The 14,344-nt window shown below is 29.5% G+C and carries 15 protein-coding genes and 1 pseudogene; 5 read left to right on the top strand and 11 right to left on the bottom strand.

Going from position 1 to position 14,344, the window contains the following annotated elements:
• Window positions 1-86 precede the first annotated feature (86 nt).
• The 10 genes and pseudogenes from trmD to J3359_RS18215 all read right to left on the bottom strand — a co-directional run bounded on the left by trmD (window position 87) and on the right by J3359_RS18215 (window position 9,959).
• On the bottom strand, window positions 87-770 hold the full coding sequence (gene trmD / locus J3359_RS18170; protein WP_208078597.1) for a tRNA (guanosine(37)-N1)-methyltransferase TrmD: 684 nt from the start codon (window positions 768-770) through the stop codon (window positions 87-89).
• Between the two features lie 105 nt (window positions 771-875).
• On the bottom strand, window positions 876-2,282 hold the full coding sequence (locus tag J3359_RS18175; RefSeq protein WP_208078599.1) for an MBL fold metallo-hydrolase: 1,407 nt from the start codon (window positions 2,280-2,282) through the stop codon (window positions 876-878).
• A 151-nt stretch (window positions 2,283-2,433) separates the two neighbouring features.
• Window positions 2,434-3,384 (bottom strand): succinylglutamate desuccinylase/aspartoacylase family protein, encoded by a 951-nt coding sequence (locus tag J3359_RS18180; protein WP_208078601.1) that lies wholly within the window; start codon window positions 3,382-3,384, stop codon window positions 2,434-2,436.
• Window positions 3,374-4,249: a 30S ribosomal protein S6--L-glutamate ligase gene (gene rimK, locus J3359_RS18185; RefSeq protein ID WP_208078603.1), complete on the bottom strand. Its 876-nt coding sequence runs from the start codon at window positions 4,247-4,249 to the stop codon at window positions 3,374-3,376. Before rimK ends, J3359_RS18180 begins: the two co-directional genes overlap by 11 nt.
• Complete coding sequence (locus J3359_RS18190; protein WP_208078605.1) at window positions 4,249-4,686, bottom strand: ATP-dependent zinc protease family protein; 438 nt, start codon at window positions 4,684-4,686, stop codon at window positions 4,249-4,251. Before J3359_RS18190 ends, rimK begins: the two co-directional genes overlap by 1 nt.
• 61 nt (window positions 4,687-4,747) lie before the next feature.
• Window positions 4,748-6,304: an NAD(P)/FAD-dependent oxidoreductase gene (locus J3359_RS18195; RefSeq protein WP_208078607.1), complete on the bottom strand. Its 1,557-nt coding sequence runs from the start codon at window positions 6,302-6,304 to the stop codon at window positions 4,748-4,750.
• A gap of 162 nt (window positions 6,305-6,466) precedes the next feature.
• Window positions 6,467-6,979 carry a hypothetical protein gene (locus J3359_RS18200; protein ID WP_208078609.1) on the bottom strand — a complete coding sequence of 171 codons (513 nt, stop codon included), beginning with the start codon at window positions 6,977-6,979 and terminating at the stop codon, window positions 6,467-6,469.
• Between the two features lie 121 nt (window positions 6,980-7,100).
• A pseudogene (gene prmC / locus J3359_RS18205) lies at window positions 7,101-8,025 on the bottom strand (peptide chain release factor N(5)-glutamine methyltransferase).
• 5 nt (window positions 8,026-8,030) lie between these two features.
• Window positions 8,031-9,458: a cardiolipin synthase gene (gene cls, locus J3359_RS18210; protein ID WP_208078611.1), complete on the bottom strand. Its 1,428-nt coding sequence runs from the start codon at window positions 9,456-9,458 to the stop codon at window positions 8,031-8,033.
• Window positions 9,459-9,467: 9 nt separating this feature from the next.
• Window positions 9,468-9,959, bottom strand: coding sequence for a GNAT family N-acetyltransferase (locus tag J3359_RS18215; protein ID WP_208078613.1), 492 nt, complete (start codon window positions 9,957-9,959; stop codon window positions 9,468-9,470).
• A gap of 52 nt (window positions 9,960-10,011) precedes the next feature.
• Here J3359_RS18215 and J3359_RS18220 point away from each other — a divergent pair, with 52 nt between their 5' ends.
• The 5 genes from J3359_RS18220 to J3359_RS18240 all read left to right on the top strand — a co-directional run bounded on the left by J3359_RS18220 (window position 10,012) and on the right by J3359_RS18240 (window position 13,772).
• Entirely contained in the window at window positions 10,012-10,470 is a 459-nt protein-coding gene (locus J3359_RS18220; RefSeq protein ID WP_208078615.1) for an LEA type 2 family protein, read from the top strand.
• Between the two features lie 36 nt (window positions 10,471-10,506).
• Complete coding sequence (gene ribD, locus J3359_RS18225) at window positions 10,507-11,604, top strand: bifunctional diaminohydroxyphosphoribosylaminopyrimidine deaminase/5-amino-6-(5-phosphoribosylamino)uracil reductase RibD (protein ID WP_208078616.1); 1,098 nt, start codon at window positions 10,507-10,509, stop codon at window positions 11,602-11,604.
• A complete protein-coding gene (locus J3359_RS18230) occupies window positions 11,597-12,208 on the top strand; it encodes an HAD-IA family hydrolase (protein ID WP_208078618.1) in 612 nt (203 codons plus the stop codon). The genes ribD and J3359_RS18230 overlap by 8 nt, the downstream gene beginning before the upstream one ends.
• The gene (locus J3359_RS18235; RefSeq protein WP_208080525.1) at window positions 12,205-13,065 is read left to right on the top strand and encodes an EamA family transporter; all 861 of its coding nucleotides are present in this window, start codon (window positions 12,205-12,207) and stop codon (window positions 13,063-13,065) included. The genes J3359_RS18230 and J3359_RS18235 overlap by 4 nt, the downstream gene beginning before the upstream one ends.
• Before the next feature lie 98 nt (window positions 13,066-13,163).
• A complete protein-coding gene (locus tag J3359_RS18240) occupies window positions 13,164-13,772 on the top strand; it encodes an IMPACT family protein (protein WP_208078620.1) in 609 nt (202 codons plus the stop codon).
• Window positions 13,773-13,777: 5 nt separating this feature from the next.
• Here J3359_RS18240 and J3359_RS18245 read toward each other — a convergent pair whose 3' ends face one another.
• The gene (locus tag J3359_RS18245; RefSeq protein ID WP_208078621.1) at window positions 13,778-14,176 is read right to left on the bottom strand and encodes an acyl-CoA thioesterase; all 399 of its coding nucleotides are present in this window, start codon (window positions 14,174-14,176) and stop codon (window positions 13,778-13,780) included.
• Window positions 14,177-14,344 lie beyond the last annotated feature (168 nt).

A 14,344-nucleotide genomic window follows, 5' to 3' on the forward strand; every position in this document is an offset into this window, starting at 1 on the left:
TAAACAGCCTTAAGATTTATTTTCTACATAAAAAACATTAATTTTTATTGTTTTTTTACTTTTTTCTAAAATTCAATCTTAAAAAATTAAGAAGTTTTATCTAATAAATCGGGTCTAATGTTTTTTGTTCTTTCGTATGCTTTTTCACTTCGCCAATCGTCAATTTTTGGAAAATTTCCAGTTAATAAAATCTCTGGAACTTTATTTCCTTCGAAATTGGAAGGTCTCGTATAAACAGGTGGAGATAATAAACCATCCTGAAAAGAATCTGTAAGTGCAGATTGTTCATCGCCAATAACGCCAGGAATTAAACGAACAACTGCATCTACTAAAACTGCTGCAGCCAATTCGCCACCCGTTAACACATACTCTCCAATAGATATTTCTTTGGTAATAAATAGATCTCTAATTCGTTGATCGACACCTTTGTAATGTCCTGTAAGAATTAAAATGTTTTCTTTTAAGGAAAGTGTGTTTGCTGTAGATTGGTTGAGTGTTTTTGCGTCTGGAGTCATATAAATAACTTCGTCATACACTCTTTCTGCTTGTAATTTTCGAATGCAATTTGCAATGGGTTCAATCATTAGTACCATTCCTGCTCCACCACCAAACTGAGTATCGTCAATTTGTTTGTAATTGCCCAAACCATATTCACGTAAATCGTGAATTATAATTTCTGCCAACCCTTTTTCCTTAGCTCTTTTAACAATAGAGTGGTTAAAAGGGCTTTCTAATAAATTGGGGGCTACTGAAATAATATCTATTCGCATGTTACAAATTTAGGCTTTTTAAAATTTTTCACAGTAATTTACTTATTAAAAACGCTATAACTTTTTACAAAGCTATAGCGTTTTTAGATATTTTAAAATAAAAAATTATTGGTGTTTTTTGTAGTATTTGTTTAAAAATGTCATAGGTATTTCATTACCTGCTTGGTGTTGTCCTATAACTGTTTTTACAGCCAATTTATCTTCATAAATTCTCTCTATAAAGTGTTTGGTGGCTTCTGGCAATATGCTAGGTACTGTTAAATTAGAGGATACTTGCATAAAGTCTCCCTGATAAACTAATTGATCTTTAATGATGTAAGCAAATCCCTGCATTTTACAATGTCTGTTTTTTGGATAGTGAAATTGAATTCCGTTGAAAATTTCTCTGTCTTTAATCGTTTTAAACTTAAATTGATTACTTGTTTCTTTAAATTGATCAAAATCTTTTATACCTTCAATAGTAAAAGCATCTGCTATAATTGTTGCGTTTTTATTCGCATATTCTTGAAGACCCGCAATATGATCATTGTGCATATGAGTTACATAAACAAATTTAATTTTTCCTTTCGGAAATTTTTTCTCAATAGTTTCTATTACTTCTTTAGAATATGTATTTGAAACGGGTGCACCTATAACTGTAATAACATTATTTTTAACGACAAAAAGTACGTTTCTTCCTCTTTTAAAGTCTCTTATAATGTAGGTGTTTTTTCCTATTTTAGATAGTTTGTCTTTATTAACAATTGGTTTTTCAAAAGTATATCCTTTAGGGGTAGAAAATTTATTTGCATCTATCTTATCAATTTCTTTAAAAGAATTTATTTTAACTTTAAGAGGTGTTGTTGTTGTGTCTTTATTTTTTACGTAGCTATATTCTGAAGCGTACGAAAAACCTTTGTAAGTCTTAAAGTTTTTAAAAATACGAGATTCAGCACTATTTTTAATTTCTTTTAATTGTATGGGTTGTGTTGAAAAAGTATAAACCAAAGTATCTTTTTTACCATTTTTAGTAATAATGGCATCTAAAGTTTTTGAATCAAATACATAAATTAAAGAATCCTTTGGGGTTTCTAGTAATTTCTTAGCTTCGAAAACACTTAATTTTCTTTGTCCTGTTTTTTGTAAATAATTATATTCTTCTTTGGCATCTAAAGAGGTTATAAAGTTTCCATCCCATATTTTATTTAAACTATAATCAATAGCAGTTGTGTCTTTTACAGCAGTTATAGATTCAAATTCGAAACCACCTGCAACATTGGTTAAACGCTTATTATATGCTTGTTTCCTTTTGCCATCTATTTCTATGATATGGTTTGCTGTTAAACCATCTACATTTTTATAATCATAAACTTGGTAAGGTACAAATCTTGTATTTGTAAAATCTATTGAGTAAGATTGTGGTACTTCTATCTTGTTATAATGTGTAATTAATTGATTTAGTGTAACTTTCTTTTTCTCATTTTTGCATCCTATTAAAATAAATAGGAATATTAATATTGGTATTGCTCTCATAGTTTTTGTTATTTTATAAATTAGTAAGCAATTTTAGTTTTTTTTATTTGAAAAGCAACTTTAATAAAGAAAAAATATGAAAGAAATAGAGAATTTAACACTTATGAAGTTTTTCTCTTTAAATTGCTAGTTCTATTTTTATAATACTTTTTTATTCTCCAAAACTAAGATGAAATAAAGCATCGCCTTTATTTACAATGGGAGTTTGATTCACGCAGAAAATATGACAATTTTCTGGGGCATAAATTTTCTTTTTAAATTCTCCAAATGGGTCTTGGATAATTCCTAAAACTTCTTTTTTCTTTACAAATGCACCATTTCTTACTCTAATTTGAAACATTCCAGAATGTTGTGCTCTAAGCCATTTTGCTTTTTTTACATAAACAGGTGTGGCTCTTACGTTTATTGCTCCTTCAATTAATCCTAAACGAATAAGAACATTTTTGGTTCCATTTACACCTTCGTTTATAACAGTTGGATTTAATTCTTTCGATTTCCCTCCTTCAAATAATAAAATAGTTTTTCCCATTTTATGTAAAGTATCTCTTAAAGATTTTGCAATATTGTTAGAGTAAACAATCATTGGAGGATTAAAAACTTTGGCTAATTCCAGTGCTTTTTCATCATCTTTATTGCAACGAATTTGCGAAATATTATCACGCTCTCCACCACCTGTATGAAAATCGATTACATAATCTACATAAGGTGCAATTTCTTTGGTAAATTGATAGGCAAATTGGCTCGCCAAAGAACCAGTTGCAGAGCCAGGAAACATTCTGTTTAAATCTCTTCCGTCAGGAAATTCTCTGGTTTGAATTAAGTACCCAAAAATGTTAAAAACAGGAATGCAAATAATGGTTCCGTTTTTGGGCTTGTTAATTTCTTGGTTGATTATTTCTCTAATAATACCAACTCCATTGGTTTCATCTCCATGGATTCCTGCCAATAATAAAACTACAGGGCCAGGGTTTGTAGAGCGTTCTATAATTACAGGAACATTTACAGTAGTTCTTGTATGTAATTTGGCTACTTTTAAGTCTAAAACAGTTCGTTTTCCTTTAGGAATTTCTTTTCCTAAAAGAATAAAAGGTTTATTCAACATTTAACTCTAAATAACGGATAATTTCTTTTGCTATATTTTTTCCAGTGGCAACTTCTATTCCTTCTAAACCAGGGGAAGAATTTACCTCTAAAACTAAAGGCCCTTTAGAAGATTGTAGCATATCTACACCTGCAACACCTAGGCCCATTGCTTTTGTCGCTTTTAAAGCTGTTTTTTCTTCTTCGTCTGTCAATTCAATAACATTTGCATTTCCACCTCTATGTAAATTAGAGCGGAATTCGCCTTCTTTTCCTTGACGCTTCATAGCTCCAATTACTTTACCATCTACAACAAATGCTCTAATATCTGCACCACCAGCTTCTTTAATAAACTCTTGTGCAATTACTCTTGCGCCTAAACCATTAAATGCTTCTAAAACAGAAGTGGCTGCATTTTGTGTTTCTGCTAAAACAACTCCTAAACCTTGGGTTCCTTCTAATAATTTTAAAACTAATGGAGTTCCACCAACAGAATCGATAACGTGTTCTACATCTTTTGTGTAATTTGTAAAAACCGTTTTTGGCAAACCTACACCAGCTCTTGCTAAAATTTGTAAACTACTTAATTTGTCTCTCGACCTAGTTAAGGCAATAGAAGAAACTGCTGTAAAAACCTTCATCATTTCGAACTGACGAATTACTGCAGTTCCATAAAATGTTACAGAAGCACCAATTCTTGGAATTATAGCGTCTACATTTTCTAAATATTCTCCTTTATAAAATATTTTTGGAGATCTTTTTTCTATTTCGATATTGCATTTTAAATGATCCACGACTATTACTTCATGTTTCCTCTTTTCTGCAGCTTCTACCAATCTTTTTGTTGAATATAGTTTTGGATTTCTAGATAAAATTACAATTCTCATTAGTTTTTATTTTTTAATTTGTATGATAAATTTTTCTTTATAGTATCTATCACAAATTTTTTATTCAAAAATTTTCTCCCTAATAAAACAGGGAATTTCATGTCTTTACGTTCGCTTAAGGTTAAATAGATTGGAAACGTTTTATTAAAAATTACAATTTCTGTACGAATCATAAAACGTTTTTCGGAAATTCCGTTCGAACTTTTTACAACTTTAGAAGCATAATTTTTAAATGTAAACTCCTTGTTATTGTAAAAAGGATGCTCTGGATCTAATAAAGTAAACTGAATAAAAGGTTCTCCATTTACAGCAATTTCCTTAATATCAGAACAATGTATAGAAGAGGTGTATGCACCAGAATCTATTTTTACATCAATTTCTGAAAGAGATAATTCAGGAAAATCTGCCTTGTCTGAACGACCAATTGTAATTTTCATCAATAAGCTTTAAATTGATTGTAAAGTTATATATAGTTAATGGATTAGCACAATAATTCTACTATAATTTTGCAATTGCGGCTTCTGCACAACGTTCTCCATCCATCGCAGCAGAAACAATGCCACCTGCATAACCACCACCTTCGCCACAAGGAAACAATCCTTCGATTTCTGTATGTTCTAAATTTTCTTTTCTTGGGATATTTATTGGAGATGATGTTCTAGATTCCACACCTACAATATTGGCTTCATTTGTAAAATAACCATGCATTTTTTTGCCAAATTCAGGAAAACCTTTTCGCAATCTACTTCCAATAATTTTCGGTAAAAGAGAGTGTAGTGGAGCCGATTTTAAGCCTGGTTGATATGAGGTTTCATTTACATCTGATGAAAGTTTTCCCTCTACAAAATCTACCAATCTTTGTGCAGGTGCTGTTTGTGTTCTTCCACCAGCGTAAAAAGCAATTTTCTCTAAATCTTTTTGAAATTCTAAGCCTTTTAATTCGCCAAATTTCTCGTATTTTTTAAAATCTCGATTAATATCTAATTCTACAACAATGCCTGAGTTTGCAAACTTATTATTTCTTCTACTTGGCGACATTCCATTTACAACAACTTCGCCATTTGCAGTAGCTGCAGGAACGATAAAACCTCCTGGACACATACAAAAAGAATAAACACCTCTATTATTTACCTGATTTACCAAGCTATAAGCTGCAGCTGGTAATAATTCGTCTCTTTCGCCTGAACAGTTGTATTGAATTTGATCAATAATTTCTTGAGGATGCTCCACACGAACGCCCATTGCAAAAGATTTTGCTTTTATTGCAATTTCTTTTTTATGCAATAATTCGTATATATCTCTGGCTGAATGTCCTGTTGCTAAAATAACTGCATTCACAGTTATTTCTTGGCCATTTTGAAGTTGAATTGATTGTAGTTTATTATTTTTAATTACAAAATTAGTTACTTTGGTTTTAAAATGAATTTCGCCACCAAATTTTAAAATGTTTTCACGAATATTTTGGATGATTTTTGGTAATTTATTGGTTCCAATATGAGGATGTGCATCAATTAAAATTTGCTCTGTAGCTCCATGAAACACCAAATTTTCGAAAATTCTACGCACATCTCCACGTTTTAAAGAACGTGTGTACAGTTTTCCATCAGAATACGTTCCTGCTCCACCTTCACCAAAACAATAATTAGAATCTTCGTTTACAAAATGGTCTTGATTAATTGCCTTTAAATCTCTACGTCTATCTTGCACATTTTTTCCTCGTTCTAAAACCACAGGTTTGTAGCCTAATTCTATACAACGCAAAGCAGCATACATTCCTGCAGGACCAAAACCAATGATATGAACTTCTTTTGCCTTGGAAACATCTTTATATTCGAAAATATAATCCGATTTTTCTGGAATTTGTTCGTTAATATAAACAGCAACTTTATAGTTAAGTATGATGTTTTTTTTACGAGCATCAATAGATTTTCGTAAGATTTTTACGGCAGAAATTTTATTTTTATCAATTCCTAATTGTTTAGAAGCTTTGTAAAGTAAAATATTTTCTTTGCGTTCTTCTATTAAATTAACACGAAGCTGAATTTCTTTAACCATTTTGCAAAAGTAATTAAATTTAAAATGATTTCAGGGAAGGTTTTTTGTTACAGTTTGAAGACTAACTAACGTGTTGATTATGAGGTTGAAGATTGAATTAAGAGATATGAATTTTATAGAGAGCAATTCATTAAATATTTTACGCTTACACAAGAATAATTTTTATAGCTTAATATTTAATCCTATATTTAAAGAGTGTATAAATTGAATTTTCGAAGTAAAAATACAATCACTTCTGTAAGTAATAAATGGGCTAAATCGTTTGTTAGAATTCGGTTCCCAGCCTAAATTAGACGTAAACCCAACAACATTTTCAGAAAGGTCGCCAAAATTAAAATAGCCAACAGTACCTGCAGACATGTTAAACCAATTAAATAATTTTTGTTCAATAATTATTCCAGCTGAATAAAAGATTTTATTTGTTTTATGGTTTCGAAAACGAGATATTTCCATTCCATAAGCTTTGTTGCTACCAGCTTTTAATAATGTTCTAATACCGAAAGAAGAAATTACATTATTATTTAACAAACCAATATTGGCATTAGGTCTTAATAAAATATAATTCTCTCGAAACGTTTTTTCACTAGTTTTATTATTAAATGTCTGAGCAGAAATTTGAGTCGCTTTTAATAGCAAAATTGTAATAACACAATAGCGCAAAATATTTTTTTTCATAACATTTTTTTTAAAGGTATTAACTTTAATTTCTTCTTAACTATTTATATTAGTGTTTACAGAAGCGAGTTTGATATTAATAGCGAAGTTATATTTTTTTAAGTTTAGAAACAAATTAAATTCATTGGCACTTTATCATTCTATCATTTCCAAACAAATCTTTTTTCAATTCGATGTTTTTAAAACCTTCTTGACGTAACATTGCAACAGTTTCTTTTCCTAAATATTGGTTGATTTCAAAAAATAAAATTCCGTTTTTGGTAAGATGTTTTTTTGCTAAATGGGCTATTTTATTATAGAAAATTAATGGGTTTTTATTATCTACAAATAAGGCAAGATGAGGTTCGTTTTTTAAGACATTATTTTTTATCTCTACCTTTTCTAATTCTCGAACATAAGGTGGATTGGAAACAATAATGTCGAATTTTTTATAATTACTTTGTTCTAAAGTTTTATTTAAAAGAGTTTTCGACTGTGCTCGAACTGACAGGTTATTTAGGTTTTCGGCTTGTAAAATATCCAATTCAAAAAAATCAACTTCAGCATTATTTAAAATTGCATTTTTTTTTTGCAATTTTTAAAGCTTCTACAGAAATGTCAATCGCAGAAATTGTTGCGTTTTGTAAGTTTTTAGCCAAAGAAATAGGAATACAACCAGTTCCTGTTCCAATATCTAAAATAGAAAGAGTATTATCTTGATTCTTAATACTTAATTTTTGATACTCTTTTAAAATCCATTCCACTAATTCTTCTGTTTCTGGTCTTGGAATTAGCGTATTTTTATCAACATAAAAAGGCAAACCGTAAAATGCTGTTTTTCCGAGAATATACTGGATCGGTTCTTCGTTTTTTAATCTTCCGATAATGGTTTTAATTTCTTCAAAAATAAGATCATCAATCTTAAAATTGGGTTTTAAAACGGTGTCAATTCTCTGTAAATTTAGTTTTTCTTCTATAATAATCGAGAAAAAGGAATCTATTTCTGTATTTGGATAAATGGTAGAAAGTGCTTCCGAAAAATATATTTTTAATTCTTTAAGTGTCATAAACTCTATAATAAAGGGCTAAAAAAACGACACAATCGCTCTAAGGTTTTTTGAGTTTTAGAACGGTTTAAGAAAGTTTCTAAATCTATTTTATTGGCTAAATCTTTGCGCTTGTTAAACTCTTCTCTAATTTGCGAAGTTATTTCCTCATCAAAAATAATGGCGTTTAACTCGTAGTTGTGCTCAAAGCTTCTACAATCGAAATTTGTAGAACCTACAGAAGCAATTTCATCATCAATAAAAATTACTTTACTGTGCGAAAAATCGTCTCTTAAATAAATGTTTACACCTGCTTTCATTAAATCTTCGAAATAAGAATACATGCTATAAGTGGCAGTTTTAGAATCGCCCTTTTTGGGTAATAATAAAGTAACTTTTACACCACTTAAAGCAGCAATTTTAAATGCTTCTAAAATTGAAAATGTAGGAATAAAATAAGGATTCATTACACAAATGCTGTTCTCTGCCAAGTTAATAAAGCTTAAATATTGTTGCATAACTACAGATTGTTCGTAATCTGGACCACTGGAAACAATATGTATTTTAGTATCGGATTCTATGGAACAAGTTTCCATATATTTCTCTTTTTTACTTAAATCTTCATCAGTTGCATAAAAATAATCTTTCATAAAAGATTTGTGCAAACTACATACAGCATCGCCTTCGATTTTTATATGTGCATCTTCCCAAATACCTAATTCAGTATCTTCTGTAATGTATTCATCAGAAATATTTACACCACCAGTAAACCCAATATTGTTATCGATTACTGCTATTTTTCGATGATTTCTAAAGTTTAAGGTGAACAAAAATGTTCCGAGTTTTAATGCCATTTCTGGGTAAAGATGGCAACCAGCATCTTTTAACTCCTTTTTTACACTTTTACTTAAATAATAACTTCCAATGGCATCGTATAAGATTCTTACTTCAACATTTTCTTTTCTTTTTTGAAGTAATAATTTTTTAATATCGGTAAACATTTCTCCATTTTCAATAATATAATATTGCAAATGAATAAAGTGTTTTGCATTTTTTATTGCTTTGGAAAGCGATTCGAAAGTTTCTTTTCCGTTTTTTAAAACAGTTACTCTATTTTTTGTGTTTAAAGGAATATTGGTATTGTTATAAACTAAAGACGATATTTTTTTTGCTTTTATAGAATCCAAAGCATTTAAATGTCTTTCCTTTTTATCTTCGAAAGATTTTTTAATATAATTTTTACGTTTTTTAGTTTCTTTCAGCTCAAAAAACTTTAATTTTCTTCTGTTAATTCCGAACATCGTAAAGGCAAAAACTCCAATAAAAGGGAAGAAGAAAGTAATTAAAATCCAACTTAAAGACTTCGATGGTTTTACTCCAAAATATAGAATATTATAAAACGCCCAACTAAATAAAAGGAAGTGAACTACCGAAAGAACGTAGTAAATAGCCATGTTTTTTCTTTAAATTTTCTTAAGCATCCATACATTACACGAATAATGGCCAGTGTTTCCCATTGGTTTTTCCAAATTTACAAAACCATTTCTTTTGTATAATTTGGTAGCAGCTTCCATATATGGCATAGTTTCTAAATAACAACTTTCGAACCCATTTTCTTTGGCTTTTTGTAAACATTTGGTAATTAATTTGCTTCCTAAACCAATGCCTCTCGCAATTGGCAAAAAATACATTTTTTGAAGCTCGCAAATGTTTTCTTTACTATTGTTTAATTGTGCAATTCCTGCACCTCCAACAACTTTGTTATTGTACTCTACCACAAAATAAGCACTTTTTTCTTTTTTAAAATTCTCGAACATATGATCAGTCGCTTTATCTTCGTAAGCAGTACCAATTTTTGGAGCACCCATTTCTAAAATTGCACTTCTAATAACAGTGGCAAGTTGTGGGTTGTCAATAGGTTTTATTTCTCTTATGATAAAATCTTTAATTGTCATTTATTACCTTATTTTTGCAAGAGCAAGTTACCTATTTTTTTAGAATTTTAAGATGAAAAAACTACTATATTTTACAAGTTTACTTCTTTTATTAATTGGATGTTCTGTACAAAAAGAACCCGTTTTTATAAAAGTGGATAATGTAAAAATCCTCAGTTTTGCAGGAGACACAATCAAGCTAAAAGCAGATGCTTTTTTTGAAAACCCAAATGATGTGAGTGGTAAAATTACCACAGACGATATTAAGGTCTTTGTAAATGAAGTAGAGGTAGCAGAGGTTTTTTCTAAAGAATTTAAAGTGCCAGCAAGAAACGAATTTTCCATTCCTTTAATTGCACACATTCCTACCAAAAAGTTTTTAAATACTAATAAAAGTGGTGTTTTAGAAGGTTTGTTAAATTCTTTAATTTCGAATAAGGTAAATGTAAGAATTAAAGGAAAATTAGAATATGTTGTTTTTGGTTTTACTAGAGAATTTTTAGTGGATAAAAAACAGGAAATAAAATTTTAAACAGAACTCGTTTCAATTTTTCTAATAAAAAAGTTTATGAACCACGAATTTTACATAAAACGCTGTTTGCAAATTGCCAAAAATGGTATTGGAACCTCGCGTCCAAACCCATCTGTTGGTGCTGTAATTGTTTATAAAGATAAAATTATTGGCGAAGGATTTACGTCTAATTATGGAGGAAACCATGCAGAGGTAAATGCAATTAATACTGTTAAAAATCCAAAACTTTTAGAAAAAGCAACTATTTATGTGACTTTAGAACCTTGTTCGCATTTTGGAAAAACACCACCTTGTGCAGATTTAATTGTAAAAAACAAACTTAAAAACGTAGTTATTGGTTGTGTAGATAGTAATCGTTTGGTTTCAGGAAAAGGAATTGAGCGTCTTAAAAAAGCAGGAATAAATGTGGTGGTTGGAGTTTTAGAGAAGGAATGTAGAGAACATCACAAACGTTTTTTTACGGTTCAAGAAAAAAAACGACCTTATATTGTATTAAAATGGGCAGAAACGAAAGATGGTTTTGTTTACCCTGAACTTGTTTCAGGGTCTCAAGAACTTGTTTCAGAGTCTCAGGAATCTATTTCAAGTTTTGTTAAAAATAACGCTCCAATTTGGATTTCCAACAAATTCTCCCAACAATTAGTCCATAAATTACGTAGTAAAGAACATGCGATTTTAGTGGGTACAAATACAGTTTTGGCAGACAACCCAAAACTAAATGTTAGAAGTTGGTTTGGAGAAAATCCAATTAGAATTGTTTTGGATAGGAGTTTAAGAATTCCTAAAAATGCAACTATTTTAGACGGAAGTGTAAAAACAATTGTACTTCATAGCAAGGGGTTTCAGCCCCTCGAAAATAATGATATTATTATTTTCGAAGAAATTAATTTCTCTAAAAACGTTGCAAAACAAATTTGTAACGTTTTGCAGAAACACAACATTCAATCTTTAATTGTAGAAGGAGGTACACAAACTTTGCAAACATTTATAAATGAAAATTTATGGGACGAAGCTATGGTTTTTATTGGAGATACCAATTTCGAAAAAGGAATTAAAGCACCAAAATTAAAAGCAAATAAAGTAAGCGAACAAAACATTAAAAACGATGTTTTAAAAATATATAAGAATGATTAAAAACATCATCTTCGATTTTGGAGATATTTTTATCAATTTAGATAAAATGGCGACTTACAAAGCCATGGCAAAATTAGGCGTAACTGAGATTACTGAAGAAATGATGGAGGTTTACCATCGATATGAAAAAGGATTAATGTCTACAGAAGGTTTTATCAAGTTTTTTCATGATAAATTTAATATTCCAAAAAATAATTTAGTACATGCTTGGAATGCGATTCTGTTAGATTTTCCAAAAGAGAGGTTATCGTTTTTGCAAGAATTAGCAGCTAGCAAAAAATACCGATTATTTTTATTGAGTAACACAAACGATTTGCACATAAAATGGGTTCAAAATAGTTTGGGAGCACAATTTTATAATGATTTTAAAAATGCTTTTGAGCAATTTTATTTGTCACATGAAATTAATTTTAGAAAGCCAGATACCAATATTTACGAGTTTGTTTTAAAAGAAAATTCTTTAAAAGCAGCAGAAACTTTGTTTGTAGACGATTTGGAGGAAAATACGATTTCAGCAAATAGCCTAGGAATTCATACGTGGAATTTAATTCCGAATGTGGATGATGTTACCGAACTTTTCGAGAAAAACAAGCAACTTTTATAATGTATTTAGTACTAAGTATACTTTTTTCGACAGGTTTATTTGTTATTTTTAAATATTTTGGCATTTACAAAGTAGATGTTTTAAAAGCAATTTTCGTTAACTATATTGTTGCTTTTTCCATGGGTTTTTTATTGGCAGAAAGAAAAATACCAATTGCAGAAATTTATTTAGAACCTTGGTTTTCAGGCGCTTTAATTTTAGGTGCTTTATTTATTGCTATCTTTTTTGTAATGGCTATGACTGCACAGAAAAACGGCGTTTCAGTAACTTCTATAGCAGGAAAAATGTCTGTGGTAGTTCCTGTTTTTTTTGGAATTATTTTATATAACGAATCTGTTACTTTTTTAAAAATAGTAGGAATAATTATTGCTTTAGTGGCGGTTTATTTATCTTCCGTAAAAGAAGAAAAATCAAACAAAAAAGGAACTTTATTATTCCCCATTTTATTGTTTTTAGGTTCTGGAACCATAGATACTTTAATAAAATATGTGCAAACGAATCATGTCTCACAACAAGATATCTCTATTTTTTCTGGAAGTTTATTCGGAATTGCAGCTTTTTTTGGTTTTCTAATTTTAGTTTTTAAAGCCATCAAAAAAAGAGAGTCTTTTGGTGTGAAAAATATAATTGCAGGAATTATTTTGGGAGTTCCCAATTATTATTCAATTATTTTTTTAATTAAAGCGTTGCAAGACAAAAATTTCGAAAGTTCTGTTTTGTTTACGGTTAATAATGTTGGAATTGTAATTTTATCAACTTTAATAGGTTTGTTGTTGTTTAAAGAGAAATTCAGCTTAAAAAATAAAATAGGAGTTGCGTTGGCAGTTTTAGGTATTGTTTTGGTAACTATTGCTTAGTTCTTTAGGGTTTAAAGTTTCAAAAGTTCAAAGTAAACTGGTTAAACAACTGGTAAAGTTTATAAAACTTACTATTTTTAAGAATTTATAGATTTAAAATGAAAAAAGACGCATATAAAACCATCGAAAAACCCTCTAAAGAAACACTTTTTAAAGAAAAAGGAAGTAAGTTTTTTGGCTATGCTTTTCCTGTTTTTTCTGAAGATGATGTAAAAGAATGCTTGGAAGAATTGAAGAAAAAACACCATGCTGCTCGTCATTTTTGTTATGCCTATCAAATAGGAATAGAGAACATTCAATACAGAGCAAACGACGATGGCGAACCTAATAATTCTGCAGGTTTGCCTATTTATGGGCAAATTAAGTCTTTTAAAGTTACCAATATTTTAATCGTTTCTGTCCGTTATTTTGGTGGCACAAAATTAGGAGTTGGTGGATTAATATCAGCATATAAAACATCTGCACAATTGGCTTTGGAAGCTTCAGAAATTATAGAAAAAACAATTGATATTTATTATTTATTAAAGTTTAATTACGATTTAATGAATCCTGTTATGAGGATTATCAAAGAGAAAAATATTGAAATTGTAAATCAGAAATTAGAAATGGATTGCGAATACACGATTTCTGTAAGAAAAAATGATGCAGCAACTATTTATACTATTTTTGATACTTTGTATAAAGTAGAGGTGAAGGAGTTGGAGTAAGGTTGTTAAAACCCCAAACTTTCCAACAAATAATCAGGACATTTTGTCGGTTTCATGGTTTTGGAATTTATAAAAGCTAAAACCGAATTTCCTGTACAAACGATTTCATTATTTTGATTTTTAATTTCATAATCAAATTCAATTTTAACCATTGGTTTTTTTTTCAAGAAAGTGGTAATTGTAAGAATATCGTCATACAATGCCGATTTTATAAAATTACATTTTAATGAAATTACAGGTAGCATTATTCCACTGTTTTCCATATCTTTGTATGTAACCCCTAGATTACGAAGCCATTCCGTTCTTCCTAATTCGAAAAATTGAGCATAATTTCCGTGATAAACCACGCCCATTTGATCTGTTTCCGAATATCGAACTCTGGTTTTTGTTGATGAATTTTTCAATACGTTTAGACAATTTAGTTTTGAGTATTTTACGTAAAAAATAATTAATAATCAATAGCAATTTGATTTTTTTATACTGAAATTTATTCACACTTTTGTATAACCTTAGAAAAGGGGAAATTTCTAACCCCTAAATAATTATTAATTAAAGAAACTACATTACTTAGA

Origin of the sequence: Polaribacter cellanae (assembly GCF_017569185.1) — a bacterium.
In the GTDB taxonomy this organism is placed as follows: Bacteria; Bacteroidota; Bacteroidia; order Flavobacteriales; family Flavobacteriaceae; genus Polaribacter; species Polaribacter cellanae.